The organism is Paraburkholderia dilworthii, assembly GCF_000472525.1.
Lineage (GTDB): Bacteria > Pseudomonadota > Gammaproteobacteria > Burkholderiales > Burkholderiaceae > Paraburkholderia > Paraburkholderia dilworthii.
The window spans coordinates 53881-76243 of record NZ_AWZT01000036.1 but is presented as its reverse complement, the minus strand read 5'-3'; the positions used below and the strand labels follow the sequence as shown (position 1 = coordinate 76243).

The 22363-nt window shown below is 60.0% G+C and carries 21 protein-coding genes and 2 pseudogenes; 13 read left to right on the top strand and 10 right to left on the bottom strand.

What is annotated here, in order from left to right:
* On the bottom strand, positions 1 to 622 hold a 622-nt coding region (locus tag F759_RS0125685), incomplete at its 3' end, for a helix-turn-helix domain-containing protein (protein WP_036025219.1).
* Positions 623 to 1531: 909 nt separating this feature from the next.
* Here F759_RS0125685 and F759_RS45210 point away from each other — a divergent pair.
* The 3 genes and pseudogenes from F759_RS45210 to F759_RS45440 form a co-directional block, all read left to right on the top strand.
* Positions 1532 to 1711 (top strand): hypothetical protein, encoded by a 180-nt coding sequence (locus tag F759_RS45210; protein WP_407668551.1) that lies wholly within the window; start codon positions 1532 to 1534, stop codon positions 1709 to 1711.
* A 653-nt stretch (positions 1712 to 2364) separates the two neighbouring features.
* On the top strand, positions 2365 to 2802 hold the full coding sequence (locus F759_RS0125675) for a response regulator (protein ID WP_027802385.1): 438 nt from the start codon (positions 2365 to 2367) through the stop codon (positions 2800 to 2802).
* An 89-nt stretch (positions 2803 to 2891) separates the two neighbouring features.
* Positions 2892 to 2939: pseudogene (locus F759_RS45440) on the top strand (hypothetical protein); the annotation flags it as partial.
* Positions 2940 to 3340: 401 nt separating this feature from the next.
* On the opposite strand, the pseudogene F759_RS38565 reads toward F759_RS45440, so the two are convergent.
* Positions 3341 to 4060: pseudogene (locus F759_RS38565) on the bottom strand (IS6 family transposase).
* On the opposite strand from F759_RS38565, the gene F759_RS38560 reads away from it, so the two are divergent.
* Positions 4053 to 4742, top strand: a complete 690-nt coding sequence (locus F759_RS38560; protein ID WP_051377450.1) for a hypothetical protein — start codon at positions 4053 to 4055, stop codon at positions 4740 to 4742. The pseudogene F759_RS38565 and the gene F759_RS38560 overlap by 8 nt on opposite strands.
* A gap of 25 nt (positions 4743 to 4767) precedes the next feature.
* Here the strand turns inward: F759_RS38560 and F759_RS0125660 are convergent, their stop codons facing one another.
* The 3 genes from F759_RS0125660 to zigA form a co-directional block, all read right to left on the bottom strand.
* Positions 4768 to 5778, bottom strand: a complete 1011-nt coding sequence (locus F759_RS0125660) for a CobW family GTP-binding protein (RefSeq protein ID WP_027802384.1) — start codon at positions 5776 to 5778, stop codon at positions 4768 to 4770.
* 227 nt (positions 5779 to 6005) lie between these two features.
* Positions 6006 to 6890, bottom strand: a complete 885-nt coding sequence (locus tag F759_RS0125655) for a metal ABC transporter solute-binding protein (RefSeq protein ID WP_036025216.1) — start codon at positions 6888 to 6890, stop codon at positions 6006 to 6008.
* A gap of 167 nt (positions 6891 to 7057) precedes the next feature.
* Entirely contained in the window at positions 7058 to 8296 is a 1239-nt protein-coding gene (gene zigA, locus F759_RS38555; protein ID WP_036025214.1) for a zinc metallochaperone GTPase ZigA, read from the bottom strand.
* Between the two features lie 84 nt (positions 8297 to 8380).
* On the opposite strand from zigA, the gene F759_RS41275 reads away from it, so the two are divergent.
* The 5 genes from F759_RS41275 to F759_RS45065 all read left to right on the top strand — a co-directional run bounded on the left by F759_RS41275 (position 8381) and on the right by F759_RS45065 (position 13192).
* A complete protein-coding gene (locus F759_RS41275) occupies positions 8381 to 8839 on the top strand; it encodes a Fur family transcriptional regulator (RefSeq protein ID WP_084534346.1) in 459 nt (152 codons plus the stop codon).
* A 230-nt stretch (positions 8840 to 9069) separates the two neighbouring features.
* Positions 9070 to 11382 (top strand): TonB-dependent receptor, encoded by a 2313-nt coding sequence (locus F759_RS0125640; RefSeq protein WP_407668550.1) that lies wholly within the window; start codon positions 9070 to 9072, stop codon positions 11380 to 11382.
* 22 nt (positions 11383 to 11404) lie between these two features.
* Positions 11405 to 12049 (top strand): MotA/TolQ/ExbB proton channel family protein, encoded by a 645-nt coding sequence (locus F759_RS0125635; protein WP_027802381.1) that lies wholly within the window; start codon positions 11405 to 11407, stop codon positions 12047 to 12049.
* Positions 12046 to 12444 (top strand): ExbD/TolR family protein, encoded by a 399-nt coding sequence (locus F759_RS0125630; protein ID WP_027802380.1) that lies wholly within the window; start codon positions 12046 to 12048, stop codon positions 12442 to 12444. Before F759_RS0125635 ends, F759_RS0125630 begins: the two co-directional genes overlap by 4 nt.
* On the top strand, positions 12329 to 13192 hold the full coding sequence (locus F759_RS45065; RefSeq protein ID WP_322787112.1) for an energy transducer TonB: 864 nt from the start codon (positions 12329 to 12331) through the stop codon (positions 13190 to 13192). Before F759_RS0125630 ends, F759_RS45065 begins: the two co-directional genes overlap by 116 nt.
* Positions 13193 to 14246: 1054 nt before the next feature.
* Here the strand turns inward: F759_RS45065 and F759_RS38545 are convergent.
* The 3 genes from F759_RS38545 to F759_RS0125615 form a co-directional block, all read right to left on the bottom strand.
* Complete coding sequence (locus tag F759_RS38545) at positions 14247 to 15557, bottom strand: MFS transporter (RefSeq protein WP_051377448.1); 1311 nt, start codon at positions 15555 to 15557, stop codon at positions 14247 to 14249.
* A gap of 78 nt (positions 15558 to 15635) precedes the next feature.
* The gene (locus F759_RS0125620; RefSeq protein ID WP_027802379.1) at positions 15636 to 16565 is read right to left on the bottom strand and encodes a BKACE family enzyme; all 930 of its coding nucleotides are present in this window, start codon (positions 16563 to 16565) and stop codon (positions 15636 to 15638) included.
* The gene (locus tag F759_RS0125615; RefSeq protein ID WP_244438911.1) at positions 16562 to 17002 is read right to left on the bottom strand and encodes a cupin domain-containing protein; all 441 of its coding nucleotides are present in this window, start codon (positions 17000 to 17002) and stop codon (positions 16562 to 16564) included. Before F759_RS0125615 ends, F759_RS0125620 begins: the two co-directional genes overlap by 4 nt.
* A 295-nt stretch (positions 17003 to 17297) precedes the next feature.
* On the opposite strand from F759_RS0125615, the gene F759_RS0125610 reads away from it, so the two are divergent.
* Genes F759_RS0125610 through F759_RS38540 form a run of 4 tightly spaced genes read left to right on the top strand, consistent with a single transcriptional unit; the run spans position 17298 to position 20953 of the window.
* The gene (locus tag F759_RS0125610; RefSeq protein WP_027802377.1) at positions 17298 to 18182 is read left to right on the top strand and encodes an ABC transporter substrate-binding protein; all 885 of its coding nucleotides are present in this window, start codon (positions 17298 to 17300) and stop codon (positions 18180 to 18182) included.
* Positions 18179 to 19174: a fumarylacetoacetate hydrolase family protein gene (locus F759_RS0125605; protein ID WP_027802376.1), complete on the top strand. Its 996-nt coding sequence runs from the start codon at positions 18179 to 18181 to the stop codon at positions 19172 to 19174. The genes F759_RS0125610 and F759_RS0125605 overlap by 4 nt, the downstream gene beginning before the upstream one ends.
* Before the next feature lie 3 nt (positions 19175 to 19177).
* A complete protein-coding gene (locus F759_RS0125600) occupies positions 19178 to 19654 on the top strand; it encodes a PaaI family thioesterase (protein WP_027802375.1) in 477 nt (158 codons plus the stop codon).
* A gap of 51 nt (positions 19655 to 19705) precedes the next feature.
* Positions 19706 to 20953, top strand: coding sequence for an MFS transporter (locus F759_RS38540; RefSeq protein WP_063829666.1), 1248 nt, complete (start codon positions 19706 to 19708; stop codon positions 20951 to 20953).
* Here F759_RS38540 and F759_RS40185 read toward each other — a convergent pair.
* Together F759_RS40185 and F759_RS38530 are read right to left on the bottom strand one after the other, a co-directional pair.
* Positions 20950 to 21849, bottom strand: a complete 900-nt coding sequence (locus tag F759_RS40185; RefSeq protein ID WP_051377447.1) for a SphA family protein — start codon at positions 21847 to 21849, stop codon at positions 20950 to 20952. The genes F759_RS38540 and F759_RS40185 overlap by 4 nt on opposite strands.
* Before the next feature lie 128 nt (positions 21850 to 21977).
* Positions 21978 to 22355, bottom strand: coding sequence for a Rieske (2Fe-2S) protein (locus tag F759_RS38530; protein WP_051377446.1), 378 nt, complete (start codon positions 22353 to 22355; stop codon positions 21978 to 21980).
* Positions 22356 to 22363 lie beyond the last annotated feature (8 nt).

Below are 22363 nucleotides of genomic sequence, written 5' to 3'. Positions count from 1 at the left end.
TCAATGTGTGGTGCCGGGACCGGCGCATGACTCGAGAGCGTCGCAAGTGTTCAAGCAATTCCCTTTTCAGGGCGCCCCGAGCCTGAATATAGAGGCTGCGATAGATCGTCTCGTGTGACACCAGATGGTCCTTGTTGACGGCATATACATGCCTGAGCCAACCAGAAATCTGCTCAGGAGACCACTGCAGCTTCAGCTTTGCAGCGNCGACTCGCGCCAGTGTCTGGTTTCTCACCAATTTGCAAACCTTCGGGCGACGTGCCCGATCCCAGGCGAGCGCGTCCGCCTGACCCGCTCGATAATCTTGCATGCCTCCGTTGCGCTGCAGCTCGCGGCTGATCGTGGAAGGAGCTCGTCCCAGCCTGGCTGCAATAGACCGAATCGACGATCGGGCTACCAGGCAGCGAGAAATTTCCTCGCGTTCCGCAAGCGTCAATGCCTTCAGTGCGCGATGCCTTTGCGGTGGCTCGATGCCGCCCGCCTCCGCGAGTATCCGCTGTATTGAAGAGTGGCCCCGATCGAACAGTCTGGCAATCTGATGAATTGTTTCGCCTTTGCGCCAGCGGTCCCACATCAGTGCCCTCTGACTCTCAGAATAGTAGATCCTCGGCCTCTGTTTCATTGCAACACCTCCACTGCCTGCGCAGACTCTAGTGTGTTGCATCGACCGGTTGAATCCGCCGCCACGAACGGTCAGTCGACATCACCGCCCGAATTGCTGACAATTGGGATTGCGAAACAGGCGGCAACACGGCTGCCTCATTCTGACGAGACAAGCCGATGAGCCGTAACGAGATGAACAGCGCGTTGAAAGCGCGTTTTGTTCCCGCACTTCGCCAGCTAGGGTCCAAGGGTTCTTTGCCTCGTTTTCGACGACAACGAGATGGACGGTCGATCTGTTGACGGTGCGGTTCGATCGCCACGGAGGAGGCTTCGTCGTGGAGCTGTCTCAATGCCGGAAACCCATTGAATGTACACAACCAGACGTTCATTGCGTGGCAAGTCGATACCGCTGATTGGACCGGTGGAAACCCGATCGACAGTAAAAGACTACGGCCCTTGCAATCGACCAATTACAGCTCATTGGCTACTATGGAGGTAGCGCGTCCGTAACAAAGTTGACCGGTGCTTCACCGAATTCCAAACTGACGCTTTCGCAGGGCGCCGAGACAAAGCGACGGCAACTCGCAGCCGAACACGCCGCCGAGCCCTCTTTTTAAGGCTATTTTAGGTCTCGCCCGACATATTAATGAACACCTTCGCGCACGCCCGCGCGTAGGGCTCGATCAATGGAGGATGAGATGCGTTTTCGCACTGCTATCGCGGCGGCCGCACTGGCGGTCGCGCCGGCCAAGGCCGACCCGCGTTATCCAGACGGCGGCGGGGCCCATGAAGGTCAGCACCTGGAGTTGGCATAGCCCGAACGGGGCCAGCAGCATCGTAGTGCAGTCGACCAACGGTGCGCCGCCTGTCTGGGCTCTCTCGCAAATGCGCGCCATCGATGCGCAAATGCAGGCCATTGCAGGTCCAGATGCAGCACCTTCAGCAGGCCGCGTTCGACGGGGCGTTGGCGCTTCCCGCGCCGATGCAGGTGCTGTTCGCCATGCCAGTGTGGGCGGCTCCGCAACCTGTCATCGTCGTCGACCCGCGTCGCGCGCCGGCGCCGGCTGCCCCTGTCGTGCCATCGCGGGCGCCGGGCGTAAACATTTAGGCCCGAATTGGCGTTCAAGTCAGCGTTCAGGCCGGATGTGGGCGGCAAGGTCGCCGGTTAATCCAGCAATCGGCGACCATCGTGCCCACTACCACTAGGTCTGTACTGTCGACGCCAGATCGCCACGAGCCGGTCGGAATCCTCAAGCCCAAAAATTTCCTTTATTACGGTTAATCCGTTTTCCCGAGCGTATGCCCGAAACTGCGCGTTCCGCTTTTCCAAATTCGCCGCACCCGCTGCAGCGGGGCATCCTCGCTAGTAGCACGGCTTTCAGCACCGACACTCTGCGGGCAGATGTCCGCTGACCAGCGGTGAGCCGCAATTTTGCAAAGCAACGGCGATCAAAGATTTGATAGACGAGCCTGATCTGCTGACCAGTGCTGCATGCAGCAGCACAATGGCAGTTCGGCGGATGATGCTTTCCGTTCGCTTGTGTCTCGCCGCGACAGTATTCGTGTCATCACGGCCCCAAATTGGTTAACTTTTTATAATAAATTTATTTGACAGGACAATTTACCATGTACAACAGACCATCATGATCGATGGAAGTCAGTTTCGGCTGACTGGGCATCGGATACCCGGGTGAGCCCTGTGGCTTGCGCCGGAAACTCGCGGCATAGCTGTTGCCGTCAGAGAAAAAACGCTGATGACCCGTGTTCAATATTCTCCTTGTCGATGACAACCCCGACCTACGTGATGTGTTCCAGCTGGTGCTAGAAGAGCAGGGTTATCGCGTCCTGACCGCGTCGAATGGAAAGGAGGGGCTGAACACAGCGATTGCTCACCTACCCGATGCGATCCTGACCGACTGGCATATGCCGGAAGCTGATGGCTGGGAGTTATGTAGGCAGGTGCGCGGGCATCCCGTGCTCGCCTCGGTGCCTATCGCGGTGATCTCGGCCCGCCATCCGCCGGCCAGAAAGCAGGCGCTATGGACCCTGTTCCTGCAGAAGCCGGTCAACGTGGAGACACTGAAACTTTCGGCAGCCCGCCTGCTCGCTGGACGGTTGCCCCGAACTTCTGCCAGGCCCTTTCAGAGCAGTCCCGCGCCCACCAGATGGCAACCCGTTCTTTCGAAATGCTGGCCCTGACGAAAAGCCAGCGCCCGGGGGCCTGCTGGTCGCGNAGGTCGTCATCGCAAAGTACGCTGACCATGCGCCCGCTATAACGGCAGGCCGGCATCTATCGCCGCGCGGGCATCGAACTGGACCTGGCGACACTGGCTTCATGGGTGCGTCAAGCGGCTGCGCTGCTACAGCCGTTATCCTCGGCAAAGAAGTCGTCCCGGCATTCAGGCAACAACGTTACCTGCTTGCGGTCTTCGCCTTCAACGAATCAAATGATAGGGGGCTTCGTCAAAGTGAATTCGGCACCCGATGCAGTTCAATTTTACAAAGCGCTAGGTTTCTCCATCATGGCCGGACACCCACGCAGAGGTACAAGCCTGCCGATGCTTCTAGATCTGGTCTCTTAAACGAGCGGAAGGAACGCAAGCCGCGATCAGCCGCGAGTTTAGATGTATCGTCCTGATTCACCGTTGAACGACCGTTTCGTAGGATGACGAGCGTCCCTTTTGGGGGCTCTGGTGCAAATAGGTGGTGTGGACAAGATCTTAATAGAAAGGATACCTCATGAAGCAGACAGGACGGCCTTCCAGACTGTGGGTGCAGCGGTATCTTTGAGGCCGAGCTTCCCGAGATTGAATTGGCCTTTGCGAATACGGTGTACCAACTCAATACCTGAGAGAGTGATCGCTGCGTTCCTGAAACGTTTGAAGCCGAGCATGACTTTCGTCCGGGACTTGATGTTGCGGTGGTCCTGTTCGACCGGATTATTGAGATATTTAGAGGATCGGATCTTCGAATCCTCGGGCAGCAAGCCGTCGGCCTTCATCTCGCGCACGGCGCGGTGCGATGCCGCGTAACCATCAAGCGTGATGGTCTTCGGTAGCTTGCCTTGATGTTAGATTGCCTTCCTGAAAAAGGCTTTTGCCGCCTTCACGTCACGCCTGGCGCTGAGCATGAAGTCTACCGTCTGGCCCACCCGATCCACCGCTCGATAAAGATAGACCCACTTGCCGCGCAGCTTGAGGTAAGTCTCGTCGACACGCCACGTCTGGCCAGTGGGCCTCCCAAAGCAGTTCCACCGTTTGACGAACTCTGGCGCAAAGCGCCGCACCCAGCGCAGGATCGTCGTGTGCGCCAGCGAAGGACCCCGTTCTGCCATCATTTCGACCAGATCGCGCAGGCTAAGCTTGTAGCGCAGGTACCAGCGAACACACAGAATGATCACATCGCGGTCAAAGTGACGGCCTGCGAACAGTTCGTCAAGGCTCTTCGGCTTGCTCATCGTCGGCTCTCAAGTCGTTCAGCCCGATACCTTAACCGATTTGCCCCCGCGCTATTTGCACCAGAGCTCTCCGGGCATACTCGCGCGCGCTGTTTCCCTTGAACTCGTCAGCTACGTGATGCTGTGCGTCGCCGGAAGCTGGACCGTCTGGTCGATCGCCACGCGGCGCGACTGCTGCTCCGGTGGCAGCAAGATCGTGCTGGTTCCAAGACGCTGGAGCATCACGAACAGCCTGGAGGATCACGACCGCGTTTGTCTCGGCCACCGGCTGCCGGTGCACCTGCGCCCCGCACTTCGTCTGCCAGTGCACGCAAAGACAACTCGCATCCCGGGGACGAACGGCATGCTGTCGCAGATCTGCCGGACCGGGCTGGGCGCGGGCATGCGGCCGTGTGCGGGAGCGATCTTTGTGCTGGTCGTCTCGGTAGGCGCCCACGTGCCCGAGGCGGGCGTCTTAGCCACATTGGCGATGGCGTTGGGCGTCACGGTGACGGTCACGCTTGTCGGCCTTGGTGCATCCGGCCTGAACCGCGGCGTTGGGCGCCTTGCACTGCGTTATGCTCCTGGCGTCGCGGACTTGCAGCGAACGGTGGCTCTGCTCGGCAGCATCGCTATCGTCGCGTTTGCCGCACTTCAGATCGCTCTGCAGACCGGCGGTGTACTGACGCCGTCCCTGTCGTAGGAGCGGTGGCATTGCCGCCTTCCAGCTATCTGTTTTTCTGTTCGGTAGTAATGCACGCGTCGAGCCCCTGCCTTATAAGGTCCTGGGGCAACTGCCGGCCAATAAAGACGATTTTTGTCTCCCGCGTTTCGTCGGATCGCCACGGCTTGCCGACATCGGCGCCAAAGATCATGTGAACGCCCTGAAAAGTCGTCCGGCGCTCCACTCCAGCGAGGTTCAACACGCCCTTGTAGCGCAGCATGGCGGCGCCGTAGATCTGCACGATCGAGCCAAAGAACTCCTCGAGCCGGTCGGCATCGAGCGGGACTGTCGAGCGGTAAACAAAGGACGACACGTCATCATCGTGTTCGTGGGACAGGTCTTCAAGGAAATCCGGCTCGATCTCGAGGATTGCATCGAGATCGAAACTGCGGATATCGAGCAGCCTGCTGATATCAGTCCTTCCGAAATCTGAATGCTCAATGGGGGCGCGCGCGTTCATCTGGCGAAGACGTGCGGTAATGGCCTGTGCATCGTCGGGCGTGACAAGATCGGTCTTCGACAAAAGGATACGGTCAGCGAAACCAACCTGTTCCTGCGCTTCGTGATGTTCGTCGAGCTGTGCATTCCCATGCCTGGCGTCGACGACCGTAACGATCGCGTCGAGCACGTAGTTCTCCTGCACTGTCTCGTCGACGAAGAATGTCTGGGCGACGGGAGCAGGGTCGGCAAGTCCGGTCGTCTCGATGATCACACGGTCGAAATCAAGATCGCCTGTGCGACGACGCTCGGCAAGCGATCCAAGGATCCGCACAAGGTCGCCTCTCACCGTGCAGCAGATGCACCCATTGTTCATCTCAACAATCTGCTCGTGGCCGTCCTGCACGAGCAGTTCATTGTCGATACCTGCTTCACCGAATTCGTTTTCGATCACGGCGACGCGTCCGCCATGGTGCTCCGCCAGGACTCGATTCAGCAGCGTGGTCTTGCCGCTGCCGAGGAACCCGGTAAGGATTGTCGTCGGGATACGGCCATCATTTGAAGCAAGCCTGGTCATGATTGATTCCCTGTCAAATAAGGTTGCTCGGTCCTGCGGGTATAACGATCAAATTGCCTTCGCGCATCGTGACGTCCAGAGCGGAGAAGTGCATGGCCCCGACTGCCGGACAGCGACGTGATGGACTTGCGCAGGCATCAATGACATCGCCAGCACCGTCGTTATCGATGGGACGGGGAAAAAGGGCGTCCGGGCGACAGTTGGGAGGACCTGTAGCCTTCAACAGGCTAGCGCTTCAGCGCGGCCGACAGCGCGTCGAGTTGCGAACCCATCCACTGCTGGAAATTTTTTCCAGCGGGCAAAGTCTCGGTCACGCTGATGGCTGGTACGTGCGAGTTGCTCGCGAGCTTCAGCATGTGCCGGGTCATTGCACTGCTCGCCTGGCTGTTGTAGATCAGGACGTGTACACGGCGAGCGGTCAAATCCGTCTCGAATGACGCGATATCCGCCGCACTCGGCTCTGTATCGTTCATCGTTGCAAGCTGGAAGCGCTCGTTGCGCATGTCCAGACCGATTGCACTGGCCATGTAACCGAAAACCGGCTCCGTCGCTGTCACCGGCACGTGCTCGTAGTGCGCTTTCAGGGCAGCGACCTTATCGTCGACCGGTTTGAGCGAGTTGAGAAAGCGGTCCAGGCGAGCATCGTAGTCACCTTTATGCGCCGGATCGGTGGTTACCAGATACGTATTCACCGCCTTCGCGACGACGGGCATCGTCTTCGGGTCGTACCAGAGATGCGGGTTATCGCCGGACTTTCGTCCCGTGAGCTGTGCTGCGACAATTGTCGTGCGGTCCGACCTTTTCGAGGCCGTCAACAGCCTTTCCATCCACGGGTCGTAATCGGCGCCGTTGTACACAACGAGTGCCCCATTCTGCAGCGCCCGCGCCGTCTTCGGACTGGCTTCAAACAGGTGCGGGTCCTGCTCGGGATTGCTCAGGATGCTGGTGACCTGTACGTGGTCGCCGCCGAGCTGCCTGACCACGTCACCGTAAAAATTTTCTGCCGCTACGACCGGGATGGGTACCGACGGTGCCGCTGCCACCGTTTGGCCGCAGACGCCAAATGCAAATGCAAGCGCGACCGGGTACAGCACGTTAACAAGCCTGTTCATGAATATCCTTACTGATAGATGTAAAAGAATGCCGGTGCTTTGGCAGGATCACCTTGTCGGTGGCCGACACGGATCGTTGCCGTCACGCTAGCCGTGCACTGCGCGCGGAAGGAAAAGATATTCGATCGGTCTTCAATCACGTTGAGGCTGTGTTCGATGGACTGAACCTAGCCCTCGATTGCATCGCTGTCCGTGCGGTCGCTGTCCACTTCGGCTTGCGTCGGCCAGGCAGGGAACGGATCGTCATATTTTTCCCACGCATGCGGACCCACGCCCATCTCGGCATCCGTCAGCAGACACGTATCGAACCCCGCGCGCAGCGCAGCTTCGTCGATGCCGGTGCCGATGACGACCAGTTCCTGCTGGCGGTCGCCAAATGGCGCCGTCCAGCGCTCCGAGATCGTCGCGCGGCTTTCAGCATCCTCAGGCCAACGGCTTTGAGGTACCGCGGCCCACCATCTGCCGGCCAGACCGTGTCGGGAAATCGCTCCGGCCTGCGACCAGGTTCCGACGAGGTCGTTGCGCGATGCGAGCCAGAAATAACCTTTCGAACGTACTACACCCGGCCACTCCGTCTTTATCCAGTTCCAGAACCGCGCTGGATGAAAGGGCCTGCGCGCCCGATATGCAAAGCTCGTGATACCGTATTCATCACTTTCGGGGATTCGTTCGCCGCGCATTTCCCTGAGCCATCCGGGTGCCTGCGACGCAGCGTCGAAGTCAAAGCGTCCGGTTCCCATCACGTTGTCAAGCGGTACCTGACCAAACGTCGAGATGACGATTTCCGCGCGACTATTGAGGCCGCGCAGTACACCCTTCAGTTGCGTCAGCTCCTCCGGCTGGACGAGATCCGCCTTGTTGAGAAGGATCACGTCGGCAAATTCGATCTGCTCGGTAATGAGATCCACAACGGTGCGCCCGTCCTCATCACCCATCGTTTCGCCCCGGTCACGCAGATGGTCGTGTGAGCTGTAGTCGCGCACAAAGTTGTACGCGTCGACGACGGTGACCATGGTGTCCAGTTGCGCCACGTCGGAGAGGCTAAGGCCGCTCTCATCACGGAACGTGAACGTCTCAGCAACCGGTAGCGGTTCCGATATACCCGTCGACTCAATCAACAGATAGTCGAACCGTCGTTCCGCTGCCAGCCTCCTTATCTCGACCAGCAGGTCTTCCCGCAGGGTGCAGCAGATGCAGCCGTTGCTCATTTCGACCAGCCGTTCCTCGGAGCGCGAGAGCTGGGCGCCACCTTCGCGGATCAGGCGCGCATCGATGTTCACCTCGGACATGTCGTTGACAATGACGGCAACGCGTCTTCCCTCCCGGTTATTGAGCACATGATTGAGCAGGGTTGTCTTGCCGGCGCCGAGAAATCCCGAAAGGACCGTGACAGGAAGTTTGTTCATAACGGATCGCGCTAGTGGTTTGGCAGATATGTTATAACATTGCATGTATGCGATGCTGACTTTTTACTTCCACACATATCGCTAATGCGACATTCGCGACCATCGACAGGCGACAGGCCCACAGCAGCGAAGCCCTCCCGGTTCACGCCTCTGCGACAACTCGTGCTGGGGCTTCTCAATGCGCGCGGAGGATCTGCAACAGCCTATGAGCTACTCGAAGACCTGCACCGGCAGCGTCCGCACGCCGCGCCACCTACCGTTTATCGCGCATTGCAGTTTCTGATCAGGGAGGGCGTGGTCAGTCATGTCTCGACGACAAGCACCTTCAGGTTGACTGAACAGAACAGCAGCCGCCATGAGATCCTCGCAGTCTGCACCCGCTGCCATTCCGTGCGCGCACTAAATGACGCAACGCTCGAGCAGGTCCTGCTCGGTGTCGCACAGACTGCTCACTTCCGCGTGGACGGTCAGCAAACCGAGATCAAGGGCGTCTGTGAGGACTGCTCGGCGCTCGCGGCTGATCGTACCGTCGGCAAAAAGTAACGATATGTTTCAATCCGGTGAGTAATAATATAACATTGCATCGGATGCGCAAGGCTTATTGCGGCGGCACCCGTGGGTAGCATCACGGCAGCACGACCCCTTCGCCCTGCCCACGCCTGGAGTTCGTCGCCCGAGCAGGAACTGGCTGCTGCGGTGAAGTTTACGATTTGTACACCTAACAAAAACCTGACAAGATGAGAAATCGCCACCGCCTCACCCAGACCGCGCTAATGTTGTCTGTGATTGCGGCCCGCGCTCACGCTGCCCCGGCTGACACTTCGGTCGGCGGGACCATCGTCGACAGCGCAGGCCAACCCGTTCGTAACGCGACGGTCACTCTTCAGGATTCAGCGGGCGCGTCTGTTGGGGAGGGAGACACTAACGCGATCGGGCATTTCACAGTCGGGCACGTCGCGCCTGGAACTTATGCTGTTGTTGTTTCCGCCCCCGGATTTACCAGCGGAAGCAGCGTCGCCACAACCAGTCCGGGGCAGGAAAGCTCTGTGTCGATTGCACTTTCAAAAAGCGATACGCTCGATGTGCAGGTTAATGCGCAGCGGCTGAACCGGGCTCGCAATGACCTGCTGCCTGAAACGGGCAGCAGCGTCTACCGCTTCAGCCAGAGCGACATCAACAACCTCCCGGCAGGGCAGGACACGCCGCTTAACCAGGTCCTTTTGCAGGCGCCCGGGGTTGCCAGCGACTCCTACGGCCAATTGCACGTGCGCGGCGATCACGCAAACCTGCAGTACCGGATTAACGGTGTCATCATTCCCGAGCCGATCAGCGGGTTTGGGCAGTCGCTCGACAGCCGCATCATCGACCAGCTGAATTTTCTGACGGGCGCGCTTCCTGCCCAGTATGGCTATCGCACAGCGGGCATCGTCGATATCAGGACCAAATCGGGCGATACCGGTAATGGCGGTTCCATTGATGTGTTTGGCGGCAGCCATCAGACCATCAAGACGAGCGGTGACGTATTCGGCAGTCAGGGACCTTTCAGCTACTATTTCAGCGGCTCGCTTGGAGAGAACAATCTGGGTATCGAAAACCCAACCTCTAGCGCCAGCCCAATACACGATCACACGCGTCAGGGCGATGCCTTCGGTTACATGTCGTACATCATCAATCCGCTCACGCGCGTGAGTGTGATGTTCGGCACGACCAGCAATCAGTTTGAGATTCCCAATACGCCGGGCTTGCCCACTGCATTTACGCTGAACGGCAACACGAGCTTCGATTCGAGTCAGCTCAACGAAACCCAGTCAGAACTCAACCAGTTTGCCGTAGTAGCGCTGCAGGGAACCAACGGAGCGGCACTGGATTATCAACTTGCCGTTTTCACTCGCTATTCGCGCACCCAGTTCAACCCCGACCCGGTCGGCGACCTGCTGTTTAACGGTGTCGCGGCGAGCGATTTTCACAGCGATCGGGCGAATGGGGTTCAACTGGACACAACCTACCGGCTAAACGAGAAACACACGATCCGCGCGGGCATCTTTTTCCAGCAGGAACACGCAATCTTCGACAACAGTCTCGCTGTCTTTCCGGTTGACGCCGAGGGCAATCAGTCGTCCGATCAGCCGGTCAATATTCCTGACAGCAGCAGCAAAACCGGCTACCTGTATAGCGCTTATGTGCAGGATGATTGGAAGCTCACCGACAGGCTCACCATTAACTATGGCTTGCGCTACGACAAGATGGACCAGTATGTCAGCGCGAGTCAGGTGAGCCCGCGCGTCGGGTTGGTGTACGCGCTAACGCCGTCCACCACCGTTCACGCGGGCTACGCGCGCTACTTCACGCCGCCCGCGTTCGAACTCGTATCCGACTCCGACATCGCGCGGTTTGCGGGGACCACAGCGCAGGTGTCCGGACAGAATGATCCGGTTCAGCCCGAGCGCAGCCACTACTTTGACCTGGGCGTCACCCAGCGGCTGACGCCGTCGCTGACCGTCGGGCTTGACGCCTACTACAAGAAGTCGACCAATCTGCTCGACGAAGGCCAGTTTGGCACCGCGCTCATCTTTACCCCCTTCAACTATCAGTACGGCCGGACCTTTGGTGTCGAGTTCACGGCCAGTTACAAGCAGGACAACGTTTCCGCCTATCTGAATCTCGCGTTCAGCCGCGCACAGGGCAAGAATATCAATTCCGCGCAGTTCAATTTCGGCGCCGACGAACTCGCGTTCATCAGTGACCACTACGTATTTCTCGATCACGATCAACGCGTGACCGCGTCATTTGGCGGCACGTACGAACTCGGCCGTACCACATTCACGTTTGACGGGCTGGTCGGAAGTGGCCTGCGCAGCGGCTTTGCCAATACCGATCGTCTGCCGGTTTACGCACAGGTCAACCTTGGCGTGATCCAGCACTTCAACGTCAACAATCCCCTGATTGGCAAATTCGACGCGCGCCTGCTTCTCGTCAATGCGTTCAACCGCGTGTATGAGTTGCGCGACGGCTCCGGCATTGGAGTGGGCGCTCCGCAATACGGACCTCACATCGCGCTGTACGCGGGTATTTCCAAAAAGTTTTGATGCGTGACCAAAGGATGCCGGAATGAAAGACTGGATGAATCTTGTGGACGCCGTGCAGCTTGGCGGTTGGGTCATCTACCCGCTCAGCCTGCTTGCGATCGTGGCGATCGCCATTGTGGTTGACCGATCATATGTCTTTGCGCGTTTCGCCCGCCGGCCCGGCGCAAATCTGTCCGCCCCGGTTACAGCCGATGCGTCGCCCGGCGCAATCGTTGAAGCATTCGATTCGCTGCCGGCGGAGCATGTTTTCCGACGCCTGAGCGAGCCGCTTGAGCGCCAACCCTCTGTGCCTGTCTGGTATCGCGAGGCGAAGACCGAAGTGATCGCCTCAGCGATTGAGCGGGATATGAGCAGGGGCTTCTGGGTACTCGAAACGATCGTGACCGCTGCGCCATTGCTCGGGTTGCTGGGTACGATCGTGGGCATGATGCATTCTTTTCAACTCTTCGGCGGAAGCGGTCTCGTCAATCCGGGCGGCGTCACCGGCGGCGTCGCCCAATCACTGGTGGCGACTGCGGTTGGCCTGGTCGTCGCATTGTTTTCGCTGTTCGCCTTCAACTACTTTTCCCGGCGCCTCGAGCGGCTGATGGACGAGCTCGAAGCGTTCGCAAATGAACGCATTAGCGGGATCCGCCTCGCGTCAGAAACAGGTGGTGATACGCCGTGAAGTTTCGTCGCTCCCGTGCCGCGAAGCGCGGCCGCATCGAAATCATTCCGATGATCGATGTGATGTTCTTCCTGCTCGCTACGTTCATGCTGGCATCGCTCGCCATGCAACGGCTGGACGCCGTGAAGGTTAACCTGCCGTCGGGTCATGCGCAACAGATGTCGGTGGACGGGCCACCGACTTTGACGGTCGACCGCAGCAACGCGATTTTCGTCAACCGCGAACCAGTTCGGCTCGATGAGGTGGAGCCTGCCATGAGGCGCGCACTGCGCCCAGACCATGACGTCATTGTCGCCGCCGATGATGCAGCGGGGCACGGCGTTGTCGTGCGGGCAATGCTGGCGGCCCGACGCGCCGGCGCGGAACATTTTCTCGTTGCAGTTCATCGTGAGTAGACTTTCGCGACTCCGCATCGAGGCGTGTGACAACCGGAAGGTCAGGCTCACGATTGCCGCAGCGCTGGGTGCATTTGCATGGGGAATTTTTCTTGTGGTGCTCGGACGCAGCCTGGATCCGGGACCGGCAACCGAGCGGGTGCTGCAGCAGCCGTTGGAGGTGAGCGTCGTTGACGTACCAGAACCCGGTCCGACGTCGCCCATGGTCAGAACACGCTCACCACAGGAGACTACTGAGCCGCATGCGGTCGCCCCACCGAAACAACCGCCACTCAAACCAGCGCATACCCCGACGCTGCCAGTTCACACGCCACTGCCTGCTGCGAAGTCCCCCCCGAGTGAGCACGCCCCGGAGTCCGCACCGGTTGCGAAGCCCGAGCGCGGTTCGTCGGCACAGACGGCGACGGCGGCGCTATCAGAGCCGTTGCCTGCCATCGGTGCGCCAGCCACTCAGGAGACATCTGCGGGATCGTCTACCGGCAACTCACCCGCGCGGGCGATCGCGCAACCGCTGCCCCCGGTCCCCGACGAATTGCGGGAGCAGGCCTACCAGACGGTCGCCACAGCCCGCCTCGTCATCCATACGGACGGATCCGTCGCAGTCGAACTTATCAAGCCTACGCAGTACCCGCGTCTCAATCAGATTGTTCTCGAGACATTGCGAAGCTGGCGTTTTTTTCCCGCAATGCAAGACGGACACCCGGTTGAAACCCGCCAAGACATTCGCGTACACTTTAACGTGAGTTGATGCAAAGCGGCTCTCCGACAGAAGCGCGAGGCGGCCGCCTTTGAGGCAGAGCAGGCCGGGTGTCCGTGCGCAGCAGGCGACTCTGCTATGCGAACGGCCGAAAGAGCACAGTGAACGGCCATAGCGAGGTGAATGGACGAACGTCGGCTCCGGCCGTGTTGGGCTCGTTTGTCCGCGTTCATCGAGCGGCTGTGGGGAAGGGAGAGTCTGTCTGCGATGCTGATGTGCCTGTGCCTTTCGCACAGAACATGTCGCGGCGTTGCACGATAAAGCGCAAGGGCGGACCTGTAAGACATTCGCCGACCTTGGTCGAAATGTAAGGAGTGCTATAAGACTGCAGTCGTGACGGGATAAAGGCACGCATTGCCGAGATCGCCAAGCCGATGCAGCAGCTCGTCAGCGATCCCTTGCGACGCACGGTGTGGGCCATGCGGCATAGTGGTGGAGGTCAAACGGGCAAACCTTGCCCCGTGTGTGGTGCCAGTCTATCGGCAAGGGAAAGATGCCAGGGTGTGGTGAGTACGTCTCCAGGGGCGCAAACTTTCATGTATTCGAAAACGTACTCATTCGACGTCGCCTTATGGTGGGACACGAGCGTCTTCTAAGGACCTCCAGAAACAAAAAGCTCGCAAAAGGGGGCTTTTGACAAACATCGTCCGGTAATTAAATTGGACCTATTTTTACGGTACCCAGCAGAGGACTCGCATTTGCGTTTTAGCTAATTGATTTTTAATGAGATTTCTATGAGCTATCTCGATTGTGTGCTCGTTGATACTCATTTTCGGTCGGCGTGATTCCGTGCCATTTTTGCGTAAACGCAACGCTAGTCAACGTTAGTAATGGTCGTTTTGCCTACGCCCGGAGGTGGCTCGAGATTGTTGGAGTTCGTTCAGGTTGAACTTGCGTTCGTACAATGTGAACAGGTTAATTAATTGAGCGCCAAGCGTTTTGTGTGGGGAGTATTCAGGATGACGGCGTAACCGACCGCCGCCAGACGTTAGAAGAAGGGAGACAGATGAGCAAGCCCGGCCCTCAGCCGCCGGGCGACGCAACGTCAACCGAGCGAGACCCGGTTTGCCTGTGCTGCGTGAACGGATTCCCTGGGCCCACGCTTCGCAAGCGTCAGGACCAGGATTGCGAACGCCGCTCCCGCGCATACGACTGCCATCCACGCGACCGTCTGGATGAGTCCACCGGAGAACCTGCCAATTGACTCGACGACGAGCGGGCTCAGGAAATTGCCGAGGAAGAAGGATCCCATGTACCCGCCGGTCGCGCGGCCGCTTTGCTCAAACGGCACACGTGCGAGGGTCCACGTCCCAAGAAGCGGAAGTGCCATCCCGCCGCCGGCTGCGGCGATAGAGGCGCCCGCAATTGTCGCGTTGACGCCTGTGGACGATGCGATGATAAAAAAGCCTGACGCGAGCAGTGCGAAGGCGGCTACCAGAAGCCGGTTGATCGGCCATCGCGCGCACCGGTGAAAGACGAACGAACCCACTGGAATGCCGGCGTTGGCGATTGCGCCGCCAAAACCGAGCACGGCCGGTGCTGTGACCCCGCGTGCGCTCAACAGAAAGCTGATCTGCACGGGCACCACGAAGAACATCACCGACGCGAACAGAATCAGCACGCACAGAGGGCCGATTGCGCGCCACGGAAAAGGCATTTCCCGCAACGGTTCCGGGGCCACATCGGTTTCCTCGGGCTCCCAGATCAGCGCGGCGATAAACGGCAGAAACAGGACCGCGCATCCGTAGACGAGGAACGGCGCGCGCCAGCCCGCCGCCAGGCTGCCGAGTCCGCCGCCAACCGAAAACATCAGCGCGGCCACCACAGACGACGAAGCGTGTTGCATCGTCAGCCACTTCTGTCGCTGCACGCCGGCGAAATAGTTTGCTACCAGCGCAGTGGCGACCGTGACGATCGCGGCCTCCGCAAGCCCGATCACCGCGCGTGAGAGGACGATCGCGTAAAGATTTTTCAGCCAGAACGGTAGCACGCCAGCAACCGCATAAATCGCGACCGCGATCATATAAAGACGTTTGCGCCCAAACGCGTCGACTAGCGATCCCACGAGCGGGCTGAACAGCGCGATCATCAACGCGGGGATCACCAGCACGATCAACGTCAGCACATCGGCGTTCGGAATGCCGGCGAAATCGTGGCGCATCTGCGGAAGGACAGGGGCGATCAGTACTGCACCGGTCGATGCCAGCCAGCAGCTCGCCATCAGCAGCCAACCATGCCGGCTGCCGGCAACACGCGCGAACCGGGCTCCAGGGGGAATCTGCATCATGTCGTCTCCAATATGTCTAGAATTCGTGCGCGTGACGCGGCGCGTCGGCGCAATGCGCTCGCCAGCCATCAACAGACCTCGATCGCCTCCTGCTGGCTCACCGCCGCTTGCATCGCGGCGAGCTCGCCCGATCGATACCCGGCACCGCTAGAAGGCGACCTGGTCGCCGCCCTTCAGATCGAGCATGCTTCGCGCTTCGTCGGGCGAGGCGATCTCGATGCCGAGCTCGCCGAGAATCCGGCGAATCTTGCCGACCTGATCCGCGTTGCTTTGCGCAAGCTCGCCGCGGTTGATGTACAGGCTGTCTTCCAACCCGACCCGCACATTGCCGCCCATCAGGCTCGCCATCGTCGCAACCGGCATCTGATGCTTGCCTGCCGCCAGCACCGACCAGTGATAATCGTTGCCGAACAGCCGGTCGGCGGTACGCTTCTGATGCAGCAGGTCTTCCGCATGCGCGCCCATTGCGCCGCGCAGGCCGAACACGGTCTGCACAAAAAGCGGCGGCTTCACGAGCCCCTTTTCGAGGAAGTGCTGCAACGTGTACAGATGGCCGACGTCGTAGCACTCAAACTCGAAACGGGTGCCGCCGGCTTTACCGACGTGCTCCAGAGTCCATTCGATGTCGTCATAAGTATTCCTGAAGATGAGCCCGCGCGTGCCCTTGAGAAAGGGCACTTCCCAGTCGTAGCGCCATTCACGCTCGCGCTCGGCCATCTCTGATAGCACCAGATTGAGCGAGCCCATGTTGAGCGAGCACATCTCGGGTTTTAGCGCGCGGCCGGCGGCCGTGCGTTCCTCGATGGGCATATTGGGGCCACCGCCGCCCGTCGAGATATTGATGATCGCGTTGGTCGCCGACTTGATGGTCGACACGAAGCGCCGAAAGATCTCGGGGTCGCCGCAGGGTCGGCCATCGTCGGGATCGCGCGCGTGCAGATGAATGATCGAGGCGCCGGCCTCGACGGCCTCAATCGACGCTGTGGCGATCTCCTCCGGGGTGACCGGCAGAAATCGCGACATCGACGGCGTATGCGCGCCGCCCGTCACGGCGCAGGTGATGATCGCCTTGCTCACAGCGGTTCTCCTTCAACGAGGTCGAGCAGCACGAAGGCCATCCGGCACGGCTTGCCCGAGCGGTTTGCCCAGCTATGGTTGGTCGCGCGCTGGATCAGCACGTCGCCAGCGCGCATCAGTGTTTCGCCTTCGTCGAGCAGCGCCCAGATTTCGCCGTCGAGCACGATTGCGTAATCGAGCGATTCGGTTTTGTGAAACCAGAAATGCCGCGCGCCGGACTTGTCCCGCACGCCGCTGTCGTCGAGGAATTGCTTCAGTTGCGCTTCGTCGTAGTTCTCATCGGGCGGGAAATCGACGATGCGCAGCAGCGAGCCGCCTTTCGAATGAAAACCAAACGCATGGCCGGGCGGCGCCGGTTCGTCGCCGGTCGCGCGCGCCTCGCCGGTCGCCCAGACGACTTGCGCAAGCGGCAATCCGGGGCGATTGGTCCTGTTCAATGTGGGGCCGTCTGAAACGACGCAGGATCTGCCTTGCGCATTGGTGCCCGTGACGATTCGGCGGACTGGGCGACAGTCGTCGGTGCCAAATTGCTGCGGGTCGCGATGAGTTACCAGAGTCTCCATTTCCTTTCCATTAACGAGTCGGATCGTATCGTATCGTTAAGTAGGTGGAATGAACTGTCAATAGGGAAAAGACTTAGCCATGATCAGGGAATATGGCTCAAGATCGCCTTGACAAAGGTGAACGGTCCGTCTTGTAATGTAGGCACTCAAACAACAACGGCCTGAATTCATGGAGACAGAAAAGATTCGCGTGATGTGGTTCGTGCCGCCGCTGCTGGCCATCGTCGCGCGTCAGGAGGAACAGGCAATGACAGTCGAGGCCACGCGCAACCGTTCGTCCGATGAGCAGTTCGACGCGCTCGTGGCCGGCGATGTGGACGCGGTCGTGACGTCGATGGACAACGTGATCGGATGGAATGGCCGCGAGGGGCAGCGCGACTTTCGCGTGGTCGCGCAGATTGAGCGAACCACGCCGCTGACGCTGGTCGCGCAGCCGCAATGGCGCAAGTTGAGCGACCTGCGCGGCACCAACCTGCTGGTCGATGCGACCGGGAACGGTTTCGTGGTTGCGCTGAGAGCGATGCTGCGCGAGGCGGGCATTGAAACGATCATTGAAACGGGCATCGAACCCGGCGCGGTCCGCTTGACGCCTGCGGGCGGCGTCAAGGAGCGTTTCGATGCGCTCATGGCCGGGCAGGGCGACGCGACCTTGTTAGGGCCGCCATTCGATTCGATGGCGGCGGCATCGGGCTTGACGCGTATCGCGAGCGTGCAGGACAGCTATCCCGATTTTCCCGGCCAGGGCGTCGTGGTACGAACCGGCAGCAAGGCGAGCCCGAAGGTCGCGACATGGCTGCGAACGCTGGAGCAAGCTCGCCGTCGCGTCGGCGAGAACGGTGAACTTGCCAGGCCGGCTGTGCTCGCCGCCGGCTTACCCGCAGCGGCGGCCGACGCGATGATTGCGCTCAATCCAGACTCGCTGCATCCGAGCCGGGCGGGCGTCGCGCTACTCGTCGCCCATCGGCGGGCGCTCGGTCTGGTTGGCGCGGACAATGACTATTCCACCATCGTCGACGATTCGATGATTGGCAAATGCACCGGAGAAGCAAGGTGAAGCGATATGCGCTGGGAACATTTTCGGCGGGCGACGGTGCCCGCTTTGTCGGCCTTGTCATGAATGATCGCGTGGCCTCGCTCGCCGGACTGGCGGCGGCTCATCGCGAGTCTGAAATGTTGCAGGCGACCACCGTGCTAGCGCTGCTGGAGGACTGGTCGACGAATGAGCCGGCGCTGGCCCGTCTCGCAGAGAAGGTCGCAGAAAACTACGGTCAATGGCATGCGCTTGCCGAACTGCGCACGCATCCGGCCATCGATCTGCCGCGCCAGATTTTTTGCACCGGCGCAAATTATCGCAAGCACGTCGTCGATCTCACCGTCGATGCGAAGGTGGGCCCCGAAGGACTCGACGAGGCCGCACTGCGGCGCTGGGCCGAAGCGATGATGGACGAGCGGCTTGTGAGCGGCGAGCCCTATGCATTTACCAAACCGGTTTCCGCTGTCTCCGGCGCCTTCGATCCGCTAGTGCTGCCGGGCACCACAAACAAGCCGGATTGGGAACTGGAGCTGGCCGTTGTAATCGGTCGCGGCGGCTACCAGATTCCACGCGAACGGGCGCTCGACCATGTAGCGGGTTATGCGATTGTCAACGACATCTCGGCGCGCGATCTGATTCCTCGCACCGACTACAAGATGCTTGGCACCGACTGGTTGCGCTCAAAGGGGCAGCCTGGTTTTCTGCCGCTTGGGCCATACCTGGTGCCGAAGGCGTTTGTGCCGGATCCCCATCGCCTGAAGATGCGGCTGACGGTCTCCGGGCAGATCATGCAGGACGAAACGACCGCCGACATGCTGTTCGGCATCGAACGGCAAATCGAATACATCTCGCGCTATTCGCGCCTGTTGCCCGGCGACGTGATCTGTACCGGCTCGCCGGCCGGCAACGGCACGCACTACAACCGCTTTCTGTGCGACGGCGACGTAATGGAAGCCGAAATCGAAGGACTGGGCCGTCAGCGGCAAATCTGCATCGCACAACAACGTGGCTGAGCTATGGCTGAAATAAGCGCAACGACGGTAGCTCGCGACAATCCCGACCGTGCGTTGCTGCACGACCTTCTGTCGACGCAAGCGCGCAATGTCGCGCTTCACATGAATCCTGCGTTGATCTCGCTTGGCGCGACCTTATTGATAGGCAACGCGGATTCGCTGTCGATCGGCTTCACCGCGCCCGAGCATTCGGTGCAGGGCAACGGCGTGGTATCGGGCGGCACGCTGGCTTCGATGCTCGACTTCGCGATGGCTCTCGCACTGCTTTCGAAACTCCCGCAGGGGCGCACATGCGCGACCATCAGCCTCAACGTCGACATGATCGAGCCGGGGTATGTCGGCCAGTTTATCGCCGATGCGCGGGTCAAGCGTCTCGGCGGCCGCGTGTCGTTTGTCGAGGCCGATCTTTACGACGCGACCTGCGCCCGGCGTGTTGCCAGCGCCACTGCGCCGTTCGCGGTGTTCGACGTGCGCGGCTGAGTGCGAGCAGCGGCATTTGCCAGGCAGCCACCTTACCGTTCGAGAAGCCGGATGCCGTCGGATACGAATCGGGCAATGATCCGCCGCGCGCAATGGCCGCTCTTTCTGTGCTGCTGTCTGTGCTGCTTCGCGAGCATGGCGTCGATGCGTCTATGCGATTCGATGCTGGCCATTCTCGCGGCGCAGTTCGCGATGCCTATCGAACGCGCGCCGCAAACCATCTCGCTGTTCGCGCTTGCCTATGGTGTATTTCAGCTTTGTTCCGGACCACTCGGCGATTGGCTCGGCAAGACGCGCATGGTCGCGCTCGCGGCTCTTGCTTGCGCGCTCGGCAACGTCGCTGCTGCCTTGGCGAACAACCTCGATCAACTGCTTGCAGCGAGGTTCTTTTCCGGCGCTGCAGCGGCCGGCATCGTGCCGCTCACGATGGCATGGATCGGCGATAACACGGCCAATGAGCAGCGTCAGGAGGCGCTTGCGCGCCTGCTCGGCGCAACCGTGCTCGGCATGATCGCAGGGCAATGGGGTGGCGCGGCGCTCGCCGCGTCCCTGGGATGGCGAGCTCCGTTCCTGTCGATTGCCGCTGCGTTTGCGCTCGGCGCGCTGATGACGGCAAGCGCCTCGCCGTGCACTGCACGAAAGGTGGCGCTGCGGCAACTCACATTCGTCCGTCAAACAAGCGATATTCTGCGCGCAAGGTGGGTTCGGCTCGTGTTGCTTGCGACGTTCGTCGAAGGAAGTTTCGCCTACTGTGCATTGGCGTTCATGCCGACGTATCTGAATTCGGCGTTCGGTTTGCCCTTATCGCGGGCCGGCCTGATTGCGTCCAGCTACGGTGTGGGAGGGCTGCTTTTCAGTTTGAGTGCAAAGCGGGTAACACGGCGTTTCAAGGATGCACACCTAGCGCGCGCGGGCGGGCTGCTGTTCGCCGTATCGCTACTCGCGCTCACGGCCTCGCCGCGCTGGTGGTGCTGCGCGCCGGCCTGTGCGCTCGCCGGCTTCGGCTTTTACGCTCTTCACAACGTCTTGCAGAACCACGCCGCACAGATGGCCCCGCAGGCGAGCGGCACGGCCGTTTCACTGTTTTCGTGCGTGCTGTTTCTGGGGCAATCATTCGGGATTTCGATTGGCGCCTGGAGGGACGGTCACGCTTCAATGCGCTATGTATTCGTCGGCTGTGGGATCGGGGTGCTCGCACTTGCCGTTGCTTTTGCGCGCGTTCTGAAGCGAAGAGCGGCGCCGGGCGATTCAATTGCAACGCCCGACAAGCCAGCCATTTCCCGCCGCCCTCGATGCTAGAACTTGAAGTACGCGTTTAGCCATAGCGCATTGCCGTAAGCCGCATTGCGCGCATAGATATGACGTTGCCAGTGCAGCATCGCCCCCCACTTTTGCGTTCCATAGCCTACCTGCGGCCCGAAGGTCAGTTCGTTGGTGCGATGTCCGTCGCCGAATGCGGATTGCCCGTTGATCTTGTCGTCGTTGAGCTGCGTATTCAGGTATCCGCCGAGGCCGACAAGCCAGGTCTGGTTGATGTGATAGTTGACGCCGTAGTCAGCAGTGAGCTGAACGCCCGATTGATAGTGCGTCGCCGAATTTACGCTGCTGTAGTTCAGGTTGATCTTGGAACTCAGTTCTAGCTGCCGCACCGGCATCCAGGTGAACGCGTATGCAAGATACAGGCTCGTGACGTTGGTGCCGGGATTGAACAGCCGGGTCTTGTCGTAGGAGCCAGTCGGCGCGACCACGTCGACCTCGAACGTCTGGAAATACTGCGGCGACTGCCAGCCAAGTAGTACGCCAAAGAGCGGATCGCCGAAGCCGCGACCGCCGCCGGAAATGCCAAACGACGGGAAATGCAGCGTACCGTCGACGTAGGGAAGGGCAGCCTGCACGGCAATGTTGGCACCGAAAATCGGCGGCGTATCAAATACGTGCACCGCTCGCAGCGCATGGGCCTGTACGCCGCCGTTGGCGCCCGGCGGGCTGGTATTGCCGCCGCCGTCGCGCAGCGACGTGATGTCCTCGAAGCGGTTGTAGCTGTAGAGATAGTTTCCGGGGCCGCCAAGCACGCCGCTCATGACGGTCATGATTCCGGACGGATAGCTGCTGCTACCGTTTTCGAGCGCGAAAGCAGAATTCTGTGCAAGACCCGCCGCGGCGCAGATGGCGCCGTAAATCGTGTATCGTTTCATTGCAATGTCTCCTGTAGTTATACGACTTGTAGTTGGTTGTACGAAGTTTTAAGTCGAAGCCGATCGCTTCCTATTGCGCAATCAGCTATGTTCCGTCAGAAGGCCGCGGCGCATGGCCGCTATTTTCGTCAAAGCGGCATGGGACATAGCGCGCCGAGATGCCTGTCTGCTTCGAGTCTCAAGGGCACCGCTTGCAGGTGTTGACCCGTGCACGGTCCGGCGACGCACAGGCCGTCATCAAGTGTGAATATCGCTCCGTGGCCGTGACAAACAATGTGGTTCGCGCCCTGGTCGAGATAGCCGTGCTTTCGCCACGGCAGCGAAGCGCCGGGCCAATGCGGGCACGAATTCAAATATGCCCGCAGCAGCCCGTCGCGGCGCACGACAAAGAGATCGTCAACGCCGCGTCGGTTTAAATCGAATCCTTGTGCGCCCGTCGAAGGAAGCGCGTCCAGTTCGCACAGGCGCACCCAACGCAGCCGGAACAGCGAACCCAATTCCGACATGGCGGACG